At 66.7% G+C, this 20021-nt stretch carries 17 protein-coding genes; 1 reads left to right on the forward strand and 16 read right to left on the reverse strand.

Going from position 1 to position 20021, the window contains the following annotated elements; translation table 11 throughout:
- Window positions 1-8: 8 nt before the first annotated feature.
- From JL37_RS22130 to JL37_RS22180, 11 genes are all read right to left on the reverse strand, one after another.
- Window positions 9-584 carry a hypothetical protein gene (locus JL37_RS22130; protein WP_043546760.1) on the reverse strand — a complete coding sequence of 192 codons (576 nt, stop codon included), beginning with the start codon at window positions 582-584 and terminating at the stop codon, window positions 9-11.
- A gap of 141 nt (window positions 585-725) precedes the next feature.
- Window positions 726-1706 (reverse strand): tripartite tricarboxylate transporter substrate binding protein, encoded by a 981-nt coding sequence (locus tag JL37_RS22135; RefSeq protein WP_043546762.1) that lies wholly within the window; start codon window positions 1704-1706, stop codon window positions 726-728.
- 108 nt (window positions 1707-1814) lie between these two features.
- Window positions 1815-2600 carry a 2-oxo-tetronate isomerase gene (gene otnI / locus JL37_RS22140; RefSeq protein ID WP_043546764.1) on the reverse strand — a complete coding sequence of 262 codons (786 nt, stop codon included), beginning with the start codon at window positions 2598-2600 and terminating at the stop codon, window positions 1815-1817.
- Window positions 2601-2664: 64 nt separating this feature from the next.
- Window positions 2665-3606 (reverse strand): hydroxymethylglutaryl-CoA lyase, encoded by a 942-nt coding sequence (locus JL37_RS22145; RefSeq protein WP_043546767.1) that lies wholly within the window; start codon window positions 3604-3606, stop codon window positions 2665-2667.
- An 11-nt stretch (window positions 3607-3617) separates the two neighbouring features.
- On the reverse strand, window positions 3618-4808 hold the full coding sequence (locus tag JL37_RS22150; RefSeq protein WP_043546769.1) for a CaiB/BaiF CoA-transferase family protein: 1191 nt from the start codon (window positions 4806-4808) through the stop codon (window positions 3618-3620).
- A 10-nt stretch (window positions 4809-4818) separates the two neighbouring features.
- A complete protein-coding gene (locus JL37_RS22155; RefSeq protein WP_043546771.1) occupies window positions 4819-5541 on the reverse strand; it encodes an ABC transporter ATP-binding protein in 723 nt (240 codons plus the stop codon).
- Between the two features lie 9 nt (window positions 5542-5550).
- Window positions 5551-7320 carry an ATP-binding cassette domain-containing protein gene (locus JL37_RS22160; RefSeq protein WP_043546772.1) on the reverse strand — a complete coding sequence of 590 codons (1770 nt, stop codon included), beginning with the start codon at window positions 7318-7320 and terminating at the stop codon, window positions 5551-5553.
- Window positions 7317-8231 (reverse strand): branched-chain amino acid ABC transporter permease, encoded by a 915-nt coding sequence (locus JL37_RS22165; protein ID WP_081955149.1) that lies wholly within the window; start codon window positions 8229-8231, stop codon window positions 7317-7319. The genes JL37_RS22160 and JL37_RS22165 overlap by 4 nt, the downstream gene beginning before the upstream one ends.
- Before the next feature lie 87 nt (window positions 8232-8318).
- The gene (locus tag JL37_RS22170) at window positions 8319-9521 is read right to left on the reverse strand and encodes an ABC transporter substrate-binding protein (RefSeq protein WP_156124356.1); all 1203 of its coding nucleotides are present in this window, start codon (window positions 9519-9521) and stop codon (window positions 8319-8321) included.
- A gap of 43 nt (window positions 9522-9564) precedes the next feature.
- The gene (locus JL37_RS22175) at window positions 9565-11199 is read right to left on the reverse strand and encodes a GMC family oxidoreductase (protein ID WP_052097517.1); all 1635 of its coding nucleotides are present in this window, start codon (window positions 11197-11199) and stop codon (window positions 9565-9567) included.
- Window positions 11200-11218: 19 nt separating this feature from the next.
- Window positions 11219-12688 (reverse strand): NAD-dependent succinate-semialdehyde dehydrogenase, encoded by a 1470-nt coding sequence (locus JL37_RS22180; protein ID WP_043546774.1) that lies wholly within the window; start codon window positions 12686-12688, stop codon window positions 11219-11221.
- A 190-nt stretch (window positions 12689-12878) separates the two neighbouring features.
- Between JL37_RS22180 and JL37_RS22185 the strand changes: the two genes are divergently transcribed.
- A complete protein-coding gene (locus JL37_RS22185; RefSeq protein WP_043546776.1) occupies window positions 12879-13769 on the forward strand; it encodes a LysR substrate-binding domain-containing protein in 891 nt (296 codons plus the stop codon).
- Window positions 13770-13796: 27 nt separating this feature from the next.
- Here the strand turns inward: JL37_RS22185 and JL37_RS22190 are convergent, their stop codons facing one another.
- From JL37_RS22190 to JL37_RS22210, 5 genes are all read right to left on the reverse strand, one after another.
- On the reverse strand, window positions 13797-14993 hold the full coding sequence (locus JL37_RS22190; RefSeq protein ID WP_043546778.1) for an ABC transporter substrate-binding protein: 1197 nt from the start codon (window positions 14991-14993) through the stop codon (window positions 13797-13799).
- Between the two features lie 117 nt (window positions 14994-15110).
- The gene (locus JL37_RS22195) at window positions 15111-16361 is read right to left on the reverse strand and encodes a dihydrolipoamide acetyltransferase family protein (protein WP_043546780.1); all 1251 of its coding nucleotides are present in this window, start codon (window positions 16359-16361) and stop codon (window positions 15111-15113) included.
- Window positions 16362-16373: 12 nt separating this feature from the next.
- Entirely contained in the window at window positions 16374-17075 is a 702-nt protein-coding gene (locus JL37_RS22200) for a GntR family transcriptional regulator (protein ID WP_052097519.1), read from the reverse strand.
- Window positions 17076-17081: 6 nt separating this feature from the next.
- Window positions 17082-17804, reverse strand: a complete 723-nt coding sequence (locus JL37_RS22205; RefSeq protein ID WP_043546783.1) for an SDR family NAD(P)-dependent oxidoreductase — start codon at window positions 17802-17804, stop codon at window positions 17082-17084.
- Entirely contained in the window at window positions 17788-19998 is a 2211-nt protein-coding gene (locus JL37_RS22210; RefSeq protein ID WP_043546785.1) for a thiamine pyrophosphate-dependent enzyme, read from the reverse strand. Before JL37_RS22210 ends, JL37_RS22205 begins: the two co-directional genes overlap by 17 nt.
- Window positions 19999-20021 lie beyond the last annotated feature (23 nt).

Consider the following 20021-nt stretch of genomic DNA (forward strand, 5'->3'; position numbering starts at 1 on the left):
GGCGGGCCTCAGCCGAATCCCACCTCACGCTGCGGCGGCGCCAGGGGGTCGAAGTCTTCCCAGTGGTTGTTGCGCCAACGGCCGTTGGCGTGCTCGACGTCCGCGCCGCCGTTGTCCCGCAGGATGCGGCACGCCAGCATTTCCCTTTGCGGGCGCGTGCGCACGGCAACCATGACGCCGGCCTGCCGGATCTCGGCATGCGAATCGGGATTGAAGTGGCCATGCAGCGTGCTGCCGTGGCCGGTCACCCAAAGGGCCCCGAAGAGCGAGCCCAGGTAGGCGCCCACCCCCGCCGCCGCCAGGATCAGCGGCGTGGAATCGCTCACTTCCGACATCACGAAACCGCCGAATACGGCAAATCCCGCCCCCATGCCGCCAGCGCCCAGAAAGGCGCCCATGTCGGCGCGGCCCGAGTCCGGGTCGGAACGGCGGTCGCCGCCCCATGGATAGCGGCCATGCTCGCCGGCCGGATTCACATAGAAGATATTGACGTCCCAGTCGGGAAAACCGCTGGAGATCAGGCGCTGGGCCGCGGCCTGGGCCGCTTCGAAGCCCTCGAATCGGGCTGCTACGATCAGAGACATGACATGCTCCTCGCCCAGGGCGCGCGCTGAACAACACTCGCGCAGGCCCTGGCCAGACAGAGTCGACATGGCTTTATCGTACGCCCGCGCCGTCGGCGAGAATGCGTCGGTTACACCTTGCGGCGGCTGTTACGCACGCAATCACTCCGCGGAAATCCGCTTGCTGCGGATCACCGCTCCCCAACGTTCGTACTCCTCGCGCGCGTAGCCCGCGAATGCCTGCGGCGAACTGCCGGTGGGTTCCATTCCCTGCAGGCTCAGCTGCTTCGCCACGTCCGGCGAACGCAGCGCCTGGACAATGGCGTGGCTCAGCTTCTCGACCACTTCGGCAGGCGTGCCCGCCGGCGCGACCACGCCCTGCCACGCAGCGGCCTCGAACGCCGGGCCACCCGCCTCGGCGAAGGTGGGCACATCCGGAAGTTGCTGCGATCGCTGCGCGGCAGGCACGGCGATCGCGCGCAGCTTGCCCGCCTGGATCAGCGGACGCGCCGCGGCCAGGTCCGCCATCATCATCGGCACCACGCCCGACGCGACGTCCTGCAAGGCGGGCGGCGTGCCCTTGTAGGGAATGGCCGTGGCCCGGCCATGGATGGTATCCAGGAACAATTCCATCGCAAGATGATGCGGGCTGCCCACGCCGAGAGAGGCATAGCTGGCCGGCTGCTCGCGTTTCAGGTAGGCCTTCACGTCCGCCAGGCTATGCATGGAGGAACCGGGCGCCACGACCAGCACGATGGGCAGCGCCACCAGCGTGGAAACCGGGGTCAGGTCCTTTTGCGGATCGTAGGGCAGTTTGCCGTACAGCCAGGGATTCAGCGCCAGCGTGCTCATCCCCGCCGTCAGCACCGTGTAGCCGTCCGGCGCTGCCCGGGCGGTTTCCTGGGCGGCGACGATCGTGGCAGCGCCAGGGCGGTTCTCGACCACCACCGACTGCCCCAGGGCGTCGCCCACGTGCTTGGCGACGATGCGGGTCGCGATGTCGCTGCCTCCGCCCGCGCTGAACGGAACCAGCCACCGGATCGGACGGTCGGGGTATCCGGCTGCCCGGGCCTGGCCCGGAACAGCCGAAACGCCTGCCAGCGCCGCCGCCAGCAGGACGCATTGCATGATGCCTTTGAACATGTCGCGTCTCCTTGCGTTCCTATTTACTTAACATATTAATTATTTTTGGGCCGCGTGGAGAACACGGGAAAACCAGGGGAAAGCGAAACCGTGGCATCGGCGCCGCGCTCAGGCGCGGGCCGCCGCGAGCCAGCGCAAGCCGGCCGAGGTGCTGCCCGCCGGGCGGTACTCGCAGCCGATCCAGCCGTCATACAGCAATTCGCGCAGCACGCCGAACACCCAGCCGTACTCGAGTTCGCCGCGGTCCGGCTCCTGGCGCTGCGGAACCCCGGCGATCTGCAGGTGGCCGACCCGTCCGGTAGGCAGGTACTGGCGCAGCTTCGTGGTGACGTCGCCTTCGACGATCTGGCAGTGGTAGAGATCCATCTGCACTTTCAGATTGGGCGCGTTGACCGCCTGCACGACAGCGTGCGCCTCGTCCTGGCGGTTCAGGAAATAGCCGGGGATGTCGCGCGTATTGATGGGTTCGATCAGCAAGGTGACCCCTGCGGAGCGCGCCTGGCGCGCGGCCCAGTCCAGGTTCTCGCGATAGCAGTCCAGCATGGCTTCGCGCGACGCGCCGTCCGGGACCAGGCCCGCCATCACGTGGACGTTCGGGCAAGCCAGCACCGTGGCGTAGGAAAGCGCCTGTTCGATTCCAGCCTGGAATTCATCCTGGCGGCCGGGCTGTGCGGCCAGGCCGCGGTCGCCGCGGGCGGCCACGCCCGGCGGCGCGTTGAAGAGCACCTGCACGACGCCCGCCGCGTCCATGCGTTCGCGCACGAAGGCGGCCGGAGCCTCGTAAGGAAACATGCATTCCACGCCCGCGAACCCGTCCGCCGCGGCGGCCGCGTAGCGGTCCAGGAACGCGTGTTCCGGGTACATCATCGAAAGGTTGGCGGCGAACTTCAGCATGGCGGGCTCCGGACCGGGCGGCATGCCAGGAAAATAGCACAACCGCCGGAGCCGCCGCCCGCCCTCAAGCGCCGAAGTCGGGCGCGGGATGCAAGGTCAGGCGCGGGCCGGCCTTGAGGATCTGGCTGGGGATGTCGTGGCCCACCAGCCCGGGCAGCGTGGCGGACACGCCCAGGATGCCCGGGAGATCCACGCCGGTGTCGTAGCCCATCAGTTCGAGCATATGCACCAGGTCTTCGGTGCACACATTACCGCTCGCGCCAGGCGCATAGGGGCAGCCGCCCAGTCCCCCCAGCGACGCGTCGAAACGGTCGATGCCCGCGGCGATCGCCGACAGCGTATTGGCCAGCGCCATGCCCCGCGTATTGTGGAAATGCATGGTGGTCTCCAGGCCCGGGAACAGCCTGCGGACTTCGCTTCCGATCTTCTCCACCTGCGTCGGATAGGCCATGCCCGTGGTGTCGCACAAGGTCACGCCGTCCACGCCCAGCGCGGCGAAGCGCCCCACCAGCTCGAACACCTCGAACGCGTTGATATCGCCTTCCATGGGGCAGCCGAACACCGTGGACAAGGACACGTTCACGGCGACGCGGCTGCCGCGCACCGCGCTGACCACGTCGCTCAGCTGCTCGAAGGACTGTTCCCGCGTCATGCGCAGGTTGGCGCGGTTGTGCGTCTCGCTGACGGACATCACCAGGTTGACCTCGTCCACCTTGCACTCCAGCGCCCGCTGCGCGCCGCGCACGTTGGGCACCAGCACCGTGTAGACGACGTCCGGATTGCGCTCGATCTCGTGCATCACGATCTCGGCGTCGCGCAGCGCGGGGATCGCCTTGGGCGACGTGAACGACGTGGCCTCGATCTTGGCGAACCCGCTGCGGGACAGCTGATTGATGAAGTCGATCTTGTCCTGGGTCTCGATGAACTGCTTTTCGTTCTGGAAGCCGTCGCGCGGCGCGACTTCCTGGATGTACAGCCGCTTGCGGCCGGTATTCGGTTCGGTCATGGTCCTTTCCTTCAGATGATGCCGCGCGCGCGCCAATCCTCGCGCTGCGCCTCGCCGATGCCCATGCCGGCAAGCACCTCGTCGGTGTCCTGGCCCAGGGCGGGCGCGGCGCTGCGCACCTCGCCAGGCGTCTCCGACAGCTTGGGCACGATGCCGGGCAGCTTGACCGGCGTGCCATCGGGCAGCGCGCCGTCCAGGATCATGCCGCGCGCCTGGTAATGCGGGTCCTCCGCGATATCGGCCACGTCGTAGATCTTGCCCGCGGGGATCTGGCCGTCGTTCAGGCGGCCTAGCACCACGTTCAGCGGATGCTGGCCCGTCCATGCGGAAATGGCGTCGTCCAGCATGACCACGTGCTTCACGCGGCCCGCGTTGTTCGCCAGCTCCGGCGCCTCGGCGAGGTCGGGCCGGCCGATCACGCCCATCAGGCGCTTGAAAATGCTGTCGCCGTTGCCGGCGATGAGCACGTATTTGTTGTCCTGGCAGCGATAGGCATTGCTGGGCGCTATGCCGGGCAGGCTGCTGCCGGCCGGCTGTCGGATCTCGCCGAACACGGCGTACTCCGGCAACAGGCTCTCCATCATGTTGAACACGGATTCGTACAGCGCCACGTCGATCATCTGGCCGGCGCCGTTCTGGTCGCGGGCGCGCAGCGCCAGCAGGATGCCGATGACGCCATGCAGCGCCGACAGCGAATCGCCTATGGAAATGCCCACCCGCACCGGCGTGCGGCCGGGCTCGCCGCTCAGGTGGCGCAGGCCGCCCATGGCCTCGCCGATGGCGCCGAAGCCGGGCAGGTCGCGGTACGGGCCCGTCTGGCCGTAGCCCGACACGCGCAGCATCACCAGGCGCGGATTGATGGCGCGCAGTTCTTCCCAGCCCAGGCCCCAGCCTTCCATGGTGCCGGGCTTGAAGTTCTCGACGACCACGTCGATGTCCTTGACCAGGGCGCGGATCAGGTCTTGCGCTTCCGGCTTGCGCAGGTCCAGGCTGACCGACTTCTTGTTGCGCGACTGGACCTGCCACCAGACGGAGGTGCCTTCGTGAAGCAGGCGCCAGTTGCGCAGCGGATCGCCCTTGCCGGGCGGCTCGATCTTGATGACCTCGGCGCCGAATTCGCCCAGCATCTTGGCGGCGAACGGGCCGGCAATCAGCTGGCCCAGCTCCAGCACTCGGATTCCGCTCAATGGTTTGGATGACATGATTGCCTCGTCAGCTCTTGTGTTTTCCCAGATAGGCCTCGCGCACGCGCTCGCTGGCCAACAATTCCTGGCCCGTGCCCTCCATCACGATGGAGCCCACTTCCAGGACATACGCGCGGTCCGAGATGGCCAGCGCCTGATTGGCCATCTGCTCGACCAGCAGGATCGTCATGCCGCGTTCCTTCAGCGACTTGATGATCTTGAAGATCTCGGCCACGATCAGCGGCGCCAGCCCCAGTGACGGTTCGTCCAGCATCAGGATGCGCGGTTTGCTCATCAAGGCGCGGCAGATGGCCAGCATCTGCTGTTCGCCGCCCGACAAGGTGCCCGCGTACTGGTCCCGCCGTTCCTTCAGCCGCGGGAACATTGCGAAGCAGCTCTCGATCTCTGCGGTCAGCTCGGCGGGGGACTCCTTGCGCAGGAACGCGCCCAGCATCAGGTTGTCGTGGACCGTCTGGTCCGGGAACACCTGGCGCCCCTCCGGGACGTGGGCGATGCCCAGCCCCACGCGCTTGTGCGCGCTGATGCCGCCCAGGTCCTGTCCGGCGAACGCGACCTCGCCCGTGGATTTCTCGATGCCCGACAAGGCGCGCATCATCGTGCTCTTGCCCGCGCCGTTGCCGCCGATGATGGTCACGATCTCATTCGTGTCCACATGCAGCGACACCTGCTTCAGGGCGTTGACGGCGCCGTAGCTGACCGCCAGGTTCTTGATGTCCAGTAATCGGCTCATTTCCGTCTCCTATGCGGGCGCGCCCAGGTAGGCCTCGATCACTTTCGGGTTCTCCTGGATGTGGTTCGGCAAGCCGGAGGCGATCTTCACCCCGTAGTCCAGCACAACGATGTGGTCGGAAATCGCCATGACCAGGTCCATGTGGTGCTCGATCAGCAGGATGGTCAGGCCCATGTCCTTGAGCTTCACGATCAGCTCGGTGAGCTGGTCCGTTTCGGCCGGGTTCAAGCCGGCTGCGGGCTCGTCCAGCAGCAGCAGGTCGGGCATGGCCGCCACCGCGCGGGCAATTTCCAGCCGGCGCTGCAGCCCGTAGGGCAGGCTGTTGGCGGCGTCGTCCGCGTAGCGGTCCAGTTCGAAGAACTTCAGGATGCCGAAGGCCTGCCGGCGGATGCGGCGCTCTTCGGCGAGGCTGCCGGGCAGGCCCAGCAGGTTGGAAAGAAAGCCGGATTTCTGCACCCGGTAGAAGCCGACCATAACGTTCTCGAGCGCGCTCAGGCCGTCGAACAGCTTGAGGTTCTGGAACGTGCGGCCGATGCCCGAGGCGGCGATCTCATTGGGCGACAGGCCCACCATCTGCCGGTTCTTGAAGCGGATGCTGCCTGAATCCGGCACCACCAGCCCCGACAGCAGGTTCAGCGTCGTGGTCTTGCCCGCGCCGTTGGGCCCGATCAGCGACACGACGGCCCCGCGCTCCAGCGTGAACGACACCTTGTTGGTCGGCACGACTCCGCCGAAGGCCTTGTACAGGTCCTTCACTTCCAGGAAACCGCCCGCGCCGCGTCCGCCGCCTGCGGCGGGAGGCGCCGGTTTCCAATCAGCCGCGCCGGCCTCGGCGGCCAGGGCCGCGCGCAGGCCGCGCTTGGGCAGTACCTTGGCCAGCAGGCCAGCCAGCCCTTCCGGCATGGCGTACAACGCGAACAGCAGGATCAGGCCGTAGGCGAAATGCTGCACTTCCGGCCAGCGCGCCAGCATCGCGTCGAGCACGGTCAGCACCACGGCGCCCAGGAACGAGCCGCCCGGCGTACGGCCGCCGAAAAGCACCAGCACCAGGAAGAACACCGACAGGTTGAAGTTCACGAAGTCGGAGTTGATGTACTGGTTCTGCTGCGCCACCAGGCCGCCGGCGATGCCGCAGGTAATGGCGCTGATGGCGAATGCCAGGATCTTGAAACGGTAGACGCTGATGCCCACGCTTTCGGCCGCGATCTCCGAGGTGCGCACGGCGGCGAAGCCGCGGCCGAAGCGGCCGTTCAGCAACAGCGACGTCATGGCGTGCAGGGCAAGACCGATCACGACCACGACGACCACCCACTGGCGGCCGTCCAGCGGGGCGCCGTTGAAGGTCAGCCCCGTAATGCCGTAGAAGCCTTCCTGGCCCTTGAACACGTCGGTCCATTCCGACACGATCTTCTCGATCAGCAGGCCGAAGGCGATCGTCACCATGGCCAGGCTGGGGCCCTTCACCTTCAGCGCGGGGATCGCGATCGCGACGCCGAAGACTGCCGATACGGCAGCAGCGCAGGCCAGCGCCAGCCAGGGATCGACCTGGTAGTTCACCGTCAGCAGCGCCACCGTATAGGCGCCCACGCCGAACAGCCCCGCATGGCCGAGAGACTTCTGGCCGGTCTGCCCGACCAGCACGTTGAAGCCGGTCGCGGCGATGTAATAGACCCCGATGTTGAACAGGATCAGCAGATAGAAGTCATTCAGGCCCGAATAGGCGAAGCCCACCACGAGCGCGGCGATGACCAGGGGAATGAAAATCTTGGAGAGCTTCATACTTTCTCCGCATGCACGCGGCCGAGGATGCCGGCCGGGCGGAAATACAGCACGACGATGATCAGCGCGAATACCGCGATCTCGCGGAGGTTCGAATACCAGAGGCCGATCAGCGATTCCAGCAGGCCGATCAGGAAGCCGCCGAAAATGCAGCCGCGCGGATTCTCCAGACCGCCGAGGATGGCGGCCGAGAACGCCTTGAGCGACAGCAGGGTGCCCACGAATACGGAGGCGGTCGCGATCGGCGCCACCATCACGCCGGCGATAGCGGCCAGCGCCGAACTGATCGCGAACACCGCCACCGCCACGGCGTTGGCGTTGATGCCCATCAGGCTGGCGGTGGTCTTGCTGAACGCCACCGCGCGCACGGCCTTGCCCATCTTGGTCTTGTGCAGCGCCCAGTCGAACACGATCATCAGCGCCAGCGTGGTCCCGAACACCAGGATCTCCTGGGGCCGCACGCCCGTGCCGAAAATGGTGATGATGCCCTCGCCCAGCGGCGACGCCAGCGCGATGGGAGCGGGGCCCCAGATCAAGAGCGCCAGGTTCTGGATGATGATGCCGAAGCCGATCGTGCTCATGACCCAGGACAGCCCCGCTTCGCCGACGAAGTGGCGGATGGCGGTGATATAGAGCACGTAGCCCAGCAGGCTCAATACCAGCATGGCGGCCAGCAGGGCGAATAGGAATGTGCCCCAGGTGACGTCCTCGGGGCTGGGAAAGCCGATGAGCTTGCCCTGGCTGACAAGCAGGATGGCGCTGATGCCGATCAGGCCGGCCAGCGCCAGGAACGCGCCCTGCCCGAAGTTGAACGTCTTGGTCGTGGTGTAGGTAATGCTGAACCCGAACGCGACCAGGGCGTAGACGCTGCCCATGGCCAATCCGCTCAAGATGGCTTGTAGTATTTGCATGCTGGATGCCCCCTTTTGACGACTCCCCGGAGCGCCGCGACGCCCCGGGGAGAGATCCTTATCAATGCTTGGCGCTTGCCCGCCGGCTTACAGCTTCAGGTCGTCCGGCGTGATGGCGCGGGTGTATTCGTCGTCGACCGTCACCACCTTGCCGTCGATCCAGCGCACCAGGCGGAAGTCCTTCACCGACAACGCTTCGTGGTTCTGCGCCGAGAACGGCTTCTCGTAGGTTTTGATCACGCCCTTGGCCTGCGCCAGGTTCTGCAGCGCGCCCTGCACCGCCTCGCCGTCGGTCGACTTGGCCTGTTCCATGGCGGCGGCGATCAGCTTGACCGAGTCATAGGCCTGGGCGGCCATCACATAGGTCGGCAGGCGGCCGTCCCGCTTCATCAGCGTGTCGTACAGCGCCTTGGATTCCGGCGAAGAGTCTTCCGTGATGGACGCCGTGAAGATCATCTTCTTGGCCAGCTCCGGCCCGGCGATGCGCAGGAACGGCGAGCTCAGGTTGGCCCAGGAGGCCAGCGTGGTCGGGAAGTAGTTGATCTTTTCCAGGCTGCGCATGACGTGCGCGTTGGAATCCGCCAGCGCGTAGACGATAAGCGTGTCGGCGCCCGAGCTCTTGATCTTGTTCAGCTGCGACGACATGTCCGTGTCCTTGGGACCGAACTTCTCGTTGGCCACGGGCGTGATCTTGTGCAGGCCCAGGATCTCTACCGCGTCCTTCGCGCCCTGCTGTCCGTAGCCGGTGGTGTCGGCGATGATGGCGATCTTGCCGGTCTTGCTGGCGCGGGCGGCGTAGGCGGCGAGCAGCGCGATCTGGTCGCGGTCGCGCATGGAAACGCGGAACACGTAGTTCGCCGGCGACTTGGCGTAGCGGCCGGTGATGTCGGTGGCGGTAGCGACGGGCGAGATCGTCGGGATCTTCTTCTGCTGCACGATGTGCAGCCAGGCCAGCATGTTGCCGGAGTTCACGCCGCCCAGCATGGCGTTGACCTTGATGTTGTCCACCAGCTCATTGGTGTTCTGGATGGCCTTGGGCGGCGCTCCCACGTCGTCGCGCTCGACGATGACGACCTTCTTGCCCAGCACGCCGCCGGCCGCGTTCAGCTCGTCGGCCGCCTGGCGCGCGCCGGCCAGCGCCGAAATTCCGAAGTCCGCCGAGCCGGTGGCCGACATGTCGCTGTTGAAGCCGATCTTGATGTCGTCGGCCAGCGCGGCGCCGCTGGCGCCCGCAAGCGCCGCCGCCAGCAGCAGGGCCTTCATCGTCTTGGGAAAGTGTTTGATGCTCACGTTGTCTCCTTGTGGATCACTGTGGTGACCGCTGACTGGTTTTTCAGGATTGCTTGATCAGGTCGGCGGCCTTGTTGCCGATCATCATGGTGGCCGCGCAGATGTTGGCCGAGGGCATGGCCGGCATCACCGACGAATCGATGACGCGCAGGTTCTGGATTCCGTGCACCCGCAGCTGCGGATCGACCACGGCGTACTTGTCGCCGGCCTGCCCCATGCGGGCGGTGCCGTTGACGTGATAGGACGACACGCCATAGCGGCGCGCGAAATCCAGCAGTTCGGAATCGGATTCGCACATCGGGCCGGGAAGAACTTCGCTGTCGAAGTACTGCGACAGGGCCTGCGAGCGCAGCAGCTGGCGAGCCAGGCGGATGCCGCGCACCAGGGTCAGCTGGTCGCCTTCGTGCTCCAGGTAGTTCGCCAGTATGACGGGGTCCTGCAACGGATCCGCCGAGCGGATGCGCACCTGGCCGCGGCTTTCCGGGCGATGCTGCCAAACGCCGGCCGTCATGCCTGGAAAGTCATCCAGCATGCCCACGTAGCCTTCCTTGTAACTGGCCGGCGTGAACACGCCTTGCAGATCCGGCGCCGTCAGTTCGGGGGTGGACTTCCAGAAGTAGTGCAGGAGCGACGGGCTCAGGGCCATGATGCTGGGGCGCTTCATCAGCCAGCGGCTGATCTGGCCGGCCAGGCTCAGGCCCTTGACCAGCTGGTTCATGGTCTGGCTGTTCTTGACCCTGGCCACGACGCGCACGGAATAGTGGTCGCTCAGGTTCTCGCCCACGCCCGGCAGGTCGCGCACGACCTCGATATTGTGCTGGCGCAGCAGATCGGCCGGCCCCAGGCCCGACAGTTGCAGCAGCTTGGGCGTATTGATGGCGCCGCAGGACACGATGACCTCGCGGCGCGCGCGCACGGCGCGGATCTGCGACGGATGCGCGGGATGGCAGTACGCCACGCCCACAGCCTTGCCGCCCTCGAACAGAATGCGCGTAGCCTGCGCATAGGTGCGCACTTCCAGGTTCTTGCGGGCCATGGCCGGCTTCAGGAAGCATTTGGCCGTGCTCATGCGCCAGCCGCGGTCGATGGTGCGCTGGAAGTAGCCCACGCCCGCCTGTTCGGCGCCGTTGTAGTCTGGATTGCGGGGTATGCCCTGCTCCACCGCGCCGGCGATGAACGCCTCGCACAGCGGGTGGATCCAGTCGATGTCCGTGACGGGCAGTTCGCCCTTGCGGCCGCGGTAGCGGTCGTCGCCGCCCGCGCGGCGCTCCATGGACTTGAAGTACGGCAGCACTTCGTCATAGGACCAGCCCGTATTGCCCAGGGCCGCCCAGTGGTCGAAGTCCGCCGCCTGGCCGCGGTTGTAGACCAGGCCGTTGATGGAGGTGGAGCCGCCCAGCGTGCGGCCCTGCGGGATGGGAACGCGCCGCCCGTTGGTCTGCGCGCTGCCCTCGCTGGAGAACTGCCACGCGTACTTCTTGTTGAAGACCGCCTTGATGAAGCCGGCCGGGATGTGCAGGTAGGGGCTGTTGTCCGGCGGGCCGGCTTCCAGCACGCACACCGTGGACCCGTCCGCGCTCAGGCGGTTGGCCAGGATGGACCCGGCGGCGCCGGACCCCACGATCACATAGTCGAACGAATCCGCATCGCGGACGGAAGGCTGCGTAGCTTGGCTCATGTCAGGGATCCGCGAGGCGTCAGGAGAGCGCGTTGAACGACTTGCCGGCTAGGCAGACGTACTTGATTTCCATGAATTCTTCGATGCCGTACTTGGACCCTTCGCGGCCCACGCCCGACTCCTTGATGCCGCCGAACGGTCCGACCTCGTTGGATACCGCTCCGGTGTTCACGCCCACGATGCCGTACTCCAGCCCTTCCATCATGCGCCACACCCGTTCCAGGTTGGCGGTGTAGAAGTAGGCGGCCAGGCCCGAGGCGCTGTCGTTGGCGCGCGCCAGCACGGCGGCTTCGGACTCGAACGTGCTGATGCCCACGACCGGGCCGAAGATCTCTTCGTGCGCCAGTTCCATGGCGTCGGTGATGCCGGTGAGCAGGGTGGGTTCGTACAGCAGCGTGCCAGGCGCGCGCAGCTTGCCGCCCGCAAGCAGCGTGGCGCCGTGCGCTTCGGCGTCGGCGACCAGGCGCGTCACCTTGTCCACGGCGCGCTGGTCGATCAGCGGCCCCTGCGTGACGCCCTCTTCCAGGCCGCCGCCCACCTTCATGCGGCGGATCTCGGCCAGCAGCTTGTCGTTGAACGCGCCGGCCACGCTGGCGTGGACGTAGACGCGGTTGGCGCAGACGCAGGTCTGGCCGGCGTTGCGGAACTTGGACAGCACCAGCCCCTGCACGGCTTCGTCCAGGTCGGCGTCCTCGAAAACGATGAAGGGCGCGTTGCCGCCCAGTTCCAGCGACAGCTTCTTGATGTTGGAGGCGCTTTGCTCCATCAGCAGGCGGCCCGTCTGCGTGGAGCCAGTGAAGGTCAGTTTGCGCACCGCCGGGTTCTGGGTGAGCTCCGTGCCGATGGGCGCAGGGTCCCCGATGACCACGTTGAGCACGCCGGGCGGGATGCCGGCCTGTTCGCCCAGCCAGGCCAGCGCCAGCGCGGTGAAGGGCGTCAGTTCGGACGGCTTGAGCACGACCGTGCAGCCGGCGGCCAGCGCCGGGCTGACCTTGCGGGTGACGAGGGCCGACGGGAAGTTCCAGGCGATGATGGCCGCGCACACGCCCACGGGCTGACGGATGGCCAGCATGCGCTGGTCCCCGCGGGTATGGGGCAGCACGTCGCCATAGACGCGCTTGGCCTCTTCCGCGAACCATTCCACGAACGACAGGGCGTAGTTCAGTTCGCCGCGGGCTTCCGCCAGCGGCTTGCCCTGCTCCATCGTCAGCAGCAGCGCCAGGTCGTCGGCGTGGGCTTCGATCAGGGCATGCCACTTGCGCAGAATGGCGCCGCGCTCCTTGCCCGTCCTGGCCCGCCAGGCCGGCAAGGCGTCATCGGCTGCCGCGATGGCGCGCGCCGTTTCGGCCCTGCCCAGATTGGGCACCGTGCCCAGCACGCTTGCGTCGTAGGGATTGCGCACCGTGATGGTGGCCTGGTCGTCGGCGTCGCACCAAGTGCCGCCAATGTACGCCTGCTGCCGCAGCAGCTGGCTATTCTGCAGATTCATTTGTCTCGCGCTCCATCCGTCATGCTCCGCGCCGTCCGCGCTGGGCGGGGCGGAATTTTTGGGGGAGGATAGCCCTGGCGGCGGCCTGTGCAACAGCAGTCATTAGCGATGCCGCCATCGCCGTTCGCGATGGCAAGGCCGCGCCTGGCTACAATGGGCAATCCCGTCCGCTTTTTCCGCCCGCCCCGTCATGCGTCTCGATCCCACCTCCCTCAAGCTCTTCATCAGCGTGGTCGAGCAAGGCACCATCGCCGCGGCGGCCGAACACGAGCACATCGCCGCGGCCGCCATCAGCAAGCGCATCAGCGAACTGGAGGAAAACCTCAAGATCCGGCTGCTGATCCGCACCAACAAGGGCATCCGCCCCACGCCCGCCGGCATCGCGCTTTCCACCATGGCGCGGCGCGCCCTGCACGAGCTCGACGAAATCTCGGTGCATATGCGGGACTATTCTCGCGGCCTGCGCGGATTCATCCGCGTGCATGCCAACATCTCGGCCATCACCCAGTTCCTGCCCCAGGACATCAAGCTCTTCCTGAACGACTACCCGAACGTCCAGGTGGACCTTGAAGAGAAAATCACCTCGACCATCATCAAATCGGTGGCGGAGAACGCCGCGGACGTGGGTATCTTCTCGGGCACCGCTCCCGACCATGACGTGGAGATCTACCCCTACCGCGAAGACACGCTGGCCCTCGTGGTCCCTGCCGATCATCCGCTGCAGGACAAACCGGGCTTCCGTTTCGCCGATGCGCTGGAGCACGATTTCGTGGGGCTGCACCGCGGCAGCGCCATCAACCGCATCCTGTCCAACGCCGCCAGCGACGAAAAGCGCAATATCCAGCTCAAGGTGCAGGTCACCGGCTTCGACGCGCTGTGCTTCATGGTGAATTCCGGATTGGGAATCGGCGTGCTGCCGCTGGACATCGCCCGGCGCTACTCCGTCATGTTCGACATCCGTATCATCCCGCTGTCGGAGCCCTGGGCCCGGCGCCAGATCCAGATCTGCGTGCGCGCCTTCGATGCCCTGCCAACGGCGGCCAAGCTGTTCGTCAACCACCTGAGCAAGCGCCAGCCCTGAACTCCGGGCCGGCGCTTACTGGCGCGCCTACTGCTTCAATTCGTCCGGCTTGATGCTGCGGCTGACTTCGTCGTCCACCGTCACCACCTTGCCGTCGATCCAGCGCACCAGGCGGAAGTCCCGGTACGATAAGGCCTCATGGTTCTCCTTGGAGAAGGCGGGCGCGTACGACTTGATCACGCCGTCGACCTTGCCCAGCTTGTCCAGCGCCTGCTGCACCTTTTCGCCGTCCGTGGACTGGGCCTGCGTCATTGCCGCCGCCAGGATCTTGACCGAGTCGTAGGCGTGCGCCGCGAACACGTAGGTGGGCAGCTTGCCCTCCTTCTTCATGATGGCGTCATAGAGCGCGCGGGACTGCGGAGTGGAATCTTCCGTGATCGACGCGGTGAAGATCATCTTCTTCGCCAATTCCGGCCCGGCGATGCGCAGGAACGGGGGGCTGAGGTTAGCCCAGGATCCCAGCGTGACCGGGAAATAGTTGATTTTCTCCTGGCTGCGCATCAGGTGGCCGTTGGCGTCCGCCAGCGCATAGACGATGACCGTGTCCGCCCCGGCGGCCTTGATCTTGTTCAGCTGCGACGACATGTCGGTGTCTTTGGGGCCGAACTTCTCGTTGGCCACGGGCGTGATGCCGTACAGCCCGAGCACGTGGGCGGCGTCCTTGGCGCCCTGCTGGCCATAGCCGGTGGTGTCCGCGATGATGGCGACCTTCTTGTTCTTGGTCGCCTTGGCCGCATAGGCGGCAAGCAGCGTGATCTGGTCCAGGTCGCGCATGGACACGCGGAAGATGTAGTTCGCCGGCTCCTTGCTGTAGCGGTTGGTGATGTCGGTGGCCGTGGCGGAAGGCGAGATCGTCGGCACCTTCTTCTGCTGCACGATGTGCAGCCAGGCCAGCATGTTGCCGGAGTTCACTCCGCCCAGCATCGCGACGACCTTCTCGTTGTCCACCAGTTCGTTGGTGTTCTGGATGGACTTGGGCGGCGAACCCACGTCATCGCGCGGCACGATGACCAGCTTGCGCCCCAGCACGCCGCCGGCCGCGTTGATCTCCTCGGCGGCCTGCCTGGCCCCCGACAGCGCCGACACGCCGAAGTCGGCCGAACCGCTGGCGGACATGTCGCTGTTGTAGCCGATCTTGATGTCGGCCTGCGCCCACGCTCCCTGGGCCATCGCCACGAACGCGGCTGCGCAGGCGATGCGGGATAGCTGCTTCTGCATTTTCATTTCCTTGTCTCCAGACTTTGTGTAATGGTGCTTCGTCTTGCCGCCATCGGTCTGTACGCCGTTCGCGGTCCACCTTGCCCTGATGCCGTGGACGCTGCCTGGGCCCTGCCCAGGACGCTAGAGAATCAGTTCGATCGGATTCTCGAGCAGCCGCTTCACCGCTTTCAGGAACTGCGCGCCCACCGCGCCGTCCACCACGCGGTGGTCGGCCGACAGGGTCAGGCTCATGACGTGGCCGATACGGATCTCGTCTCCGTCCACCACGGGCTGCCGGGTCACCGCGCCCGCGGCCAGGATGGCGCTCTGCGGCGGGTTGATGATGGCGGCGAATTCACGCACGCCATGCATGCCCAGGTTCGACAGCGTCAGGCTTCCGCCTTCGTATTGTTCGGGCCGCAGCCGTCCGCGGCGGGCCTGCTCGGCCAATTGCGAGATCTCCGTGGAGATCTCGCGCAGGGATTTCCTGTCGGCATCGCGCACGATGGGCGTGATCAGGCCGGACTCAAGCGCCACCGCGATGCTGAGGTCCACCTGGCCGAGCTGCGCGATGCCCTCGTCCGTCCATTGCGCATTGATGGCGGGAGTCTGCCTGACCGCGCGCGCCACCGCCATGGCAAGCAGATCGTTCAGCGAAAGGCGCACCGGTTCGGACGCGGCCTCCTCACGCGCGTTCAGCGCAGCGCGGGCGGCCATCATCGCGTCCATGCGGCAATCCACCGTCAGGTAGAAATGCGGCACCTGCTGCTTGGACTGGACGAGCCGGCGCGCGATCGTGGCGCGCATCGGCGTGTGCGGCTCAAGCGCGGCGCCGGACGGAGCCCGGACGGGCGCCCCAGGCGTAACGGGCGCTGCGGCCGGCAAGGACGCGGCCGCATTCTCGATGTCCACCCTGACGATGCGGCCGTTCGGCCCGCTGCCGGCAAGCGCGTGCAGGTCCACCCCCAGCGTGCGCGCCAGCCGCCGGGCGGATGGACTGGCGAAGAGGCGTTGCGAGGCCAGCCCGCCTGCCGTTTCGGGCTGCGCGCTGGCTGCCGCAGCAACTGCCGATATGGCTGGCGCAGCCAGGGCAGCCGCGGGAGCGGCCGCCGGCGCGGGCGGCGGACTGGCCGGCTGCGGCGCGGCGCCCGCCTCGGGCAGCAGGGTCGCGATGACGTCGCCCACCGGCACCTCGGTGTCTCCTGCCGGCACATGGATGCGATCGAGGACGCCGTTGTCCAGGGCTTCGAGTTCAATGACGGCCTTGTCGGTCTCGATCTCGGCCAGGATATCTCCGACCTTGACCGCGTCGCCCGACTGCTTCAACCACTGCAGAATCTTGCCTTGCGTCGTGCCCGCGCCGATGGCGGGCATCACGACCTCGATATCCATGTCTGACTCGCTTTATGTGTTGGCCAAATTGCCTGTCTTCTCGATGTACAGGGCGGCATCCGAGATATCCGCCACGATCGCCGCGCGCGCGCCCTCTGCGTCGCGGCGCTCCAGGGCGTCCAGCAGCGCCGCGTGGTGGCGGAACGACTCCCAGCTTTCCGAGTTCCGGTCCTTGCTGCCCATGCTGAGCGAGAACAAAGGCGCGATCTGCAGCCAGATGTTCTCGATCATGCCCACCAGCAACGGCATGCCCGCCGCTTCGTACAGCGTGAAGTGCAGGTTGCGGTTGGCCTCGATGGTCTTCAGGCTGTCGATCTTCGCCTTGTGCCCCAGCCGGTCGAATTCGTCGGCATGGTGCCGTATGCGCGCCACGGTTTCGTCCGTCATGATCTTGGCGGCCTCCGCGGCCGCGAAGCCCTCCATGCAACAGCGGATGCGCACGATCTCGCGGAACTTCGTCAGGCCGGGCTTGGGCACGCGCAGCCCCCTGCTGGGCAGCATTTCCAGCGCGCCTTCGGCGACCAGCTTGTTCACTGCTTCGCGCACGGGCATCGGGCTGGTGTTGAGCACGGCCGCCAGGCCGCGCAGCGTCACTTTTTCGCCAGGGGGCACCGCGCCGCTCATCAGGAGCTCGCGGGTCTTCTGGTAAATCTGGTCCGCGACCGTAATGCGTTCCTGCTTGTCGAGCAGGCCTTCCAGGATGCTGTTGTCCATATCGTCTCAATTCATATAGACGCCACCGTTCACATCCAGGGTGGCGCCGCAGATGTAGCTCGCGCCATCGGAACAGAGAAAGGCGATGGGCAAGGCGATTTCGCGCGGCTGCGCCATGCGCCGCAGCGGAATTCTATTCGCATCGAAAGCCTGCCCCTGCGTCATGCCCGTTTCGGTCGCGCCCGGCGCGACGCTGTTCACGGTGACGCCCGAATCGGCCGCCCTTCGGGCCAGCCATTTGACGAATGCATGCGTGCCGCCCTTGGCCGCGACGTAGTGCGGACTGGCCGCCAAACCGCCCATGCGCGCCGCCACGGAAGACACCAGGACCATGCGGCCCGCGCCCTGCGCGCTCATCTTCGCCAGCGCGGCGCGCGACAAGTGCATGAGAGCCAGCAGGTTGATGTCGATGACCTGGTGGAAAACCTCGTCCCAGCCCGCCTCGTTCCAGTCGTCCCATGGGCAATAGCCCGCGTTGGCCACCAGCGCGTCCAGGCGATCGATGCCCGCCACCGCGGCTTCGGCCGCGGCGCGGTCGGTCACGTCGAATGCGACGGCGCGGGCCGGCACGCCGCGGGCGCCCAGCTGCTCTGCGAGTCCGCGCGGCGCCTCCCGGTCCGCCAGCACCAGGGACGCGCCCTGCTCGCCGCAGACCTCCGCGGTCGCGCGGCCTATGCCGCCGGCCGCGCCCGTGATCAGGACGGTCTTGCCCTCAAGCGCGCGCGGCATGGGCATCTCCTTTGGGCGCTGCCGACAGCGCGCTCTCGGCCAGCATGTCCTGGATCAGCGAACGGACGTCGTCCTCTCCCGCCAGCGCGGCGCGCTCCAGCGCCTGCGACACCACGGGCGGCGCCCACCGGCCGGTGACCCGCTTGACCGGCTGGTCCAGGTAATCGAAGTAGCGGCGCTGGATCTCGTCGGCGATCAGCGCGCCCAGGCTCGCGCCCCGGGTAGTCTGCTCCACGATGGCGACCCGGCCCGTCTTCATGACCGAACGGCCGATGGTGTCGTAATCGATGTCGCGCTGCGACAGCGTGCGCAGGTCGATCACGTCGGCGCGCACGCCCGCCTCGTCCACCAGGCGGCAGCATTCGTCCACCATGGTCAGGGTGGTGAGCAGCGTGATCTGGCCGCCTTCGCGCACGCGCTTGGCGCGGCCGATGGGGATGTAGTAATCCAGGTCCCTGGGCACCGGCACCTTGCGCTTGTGCAGTTGCTGCGGCTCGATGACGAGCACCGGGTCCTTGCAGCGCAACGCCGAATTCATCAGACCCACGTAGTCGAAGGCATTGGAGGGAGCCAGGATGCGCCAGCCGGGAAACAGGGCGAACACGCCCGCCGGGTCCATCGAATGCTGTGAACCGTAGCCCTCGGGCCCCGGAATGCGCGTGCGCAGCACCAGCGGCACGCTGGCCGTTCCGTTGAACAGATGGCGGATCTTGCCCGCCTGGTTCAGCAGCTGGTCGCCCGCAACCAGGAAGAAGTCGCTGTACATCAGTTCGACCACCGGCTTCAGGCCCGACAGCGCCGCGCCGGTGGCCAGGCCGCAGAAGCCGTTTTCCGTGATGGGCGTGTTCACCAGCCGGCCCGCGTACCGGTCGGTCAGCCCCCGGGTGGCCCCGACCGTGCCTCCGCCCATGTTGGCGACGTCCTCGCCGAATACGTAAATGTTCTCGTCCTCGGCCATGCGCGCCCCCATGGCGCGCGCAATCGCCTCGATATAGGACATGGGTTCCATGTCCTCGGCGGCGTAATCCTCGGCTTCGGCATAGCGCACCCCATCGAACTCGGACAGGTCGCTCGCCAGATGCTCGTCCACGGTGGCGGCGTCGGGCCAGAGTTCGGCCCGGATGCGGGCCGAAGAGCCCGCGCCTTCCACGCAGGACGCCGCCGCCGCGTCCACGGCGTCGGTCACGGCGGCATCGATGGCGGCCAGTTCGCCGGCATCGAGAATGCCGCGCGCCGGCAGCTCGCGCTGCAGGAACAGCCAGGGGTCGCGCGCCTTCCACGCATTCTCTTCGTCGCGCGTGCGGTAGCCGAACGCGCTGCCCGGGATCGACGAACTCTGGTGGTAGTAGCGGTAGACCTCAGCCAGGATGAAGGCCGGCCGCCCCTCGCGGGCGATGTGTTCGCGCGCCCAGCGCGTGGCCAGCCAGACCGCGAACGGGTTCATGCCGTCCACCTTGACCGCGGCGATGCCATGGCCCTGCGGCCGTGTCAGCAGTTCGGTCTCGAAGGTGGATTGCTCCACGCTCATGGAGACGGCGTACTTGTTGTTTTCCAGGAAGAAGATCATCGGCAGGCCGTACAGGGCCGCCAGGTTCATGGCCTCGTGCGTGGCGCCCTGGTGCACCGCGCCGTCGCCGAAGAACGTGACCATGGCTTTGCCCGAGCCACGCTGCTTCTCAGCGAACGCGTGCCCGCAGGCTATCGGTATGCCGCCCGCGACGATGGCGTTGGTGCCCATGATGCCCAGGTCGGCGCGACGCAAATGCATCGACCCGCCGCGCCCGCCGGTCCAGCCGTCCTTCAGGCCCAGGATTTCATGCATCAAGCCCTGTATCTCCTGCCGCATGCGCAGGGTCAGGCCGCCGGCGGACGGGTCCAGGTCCTCGTCGTACAGGGCGTTGACGGCCTTGGCGATGCATTGATGATGCGCGCGGTGCGTGCCGTTCATCAGCGTATCCACGGGCAGCGCGGCGATGCAGCCTGCCGCCGCGCCCTCCTGCCCAATACTGGAATGGGCAGGCCCGTGCACCAGATTCAGCTTGTCCAGCTGGAGGATCTTCTCCTCGAAGCGGCGCGCCACCAGGAACAGCGTCGTCAGCCGCAGCGCCTCGGCGCGCGTCAGCAGCGCCCAATCGCTTTCCTGCACCGCCAGCGTGTGCACCGGCGTCTTCTGTTCGAGTTCCTCGAATTGCATGCTGTCCCCTTGTTGGCCCTGGC

This window comes from Achromobacter sp. RTa (genome assembly GCF_000757485.1).
In the GTDB taxonomy this organism is placed as follows: Bacteria; Pseudomonadota; Gammaproteobacteria; order Burkholderiales; family Burkholderiaceae_B; genus Achromobacter.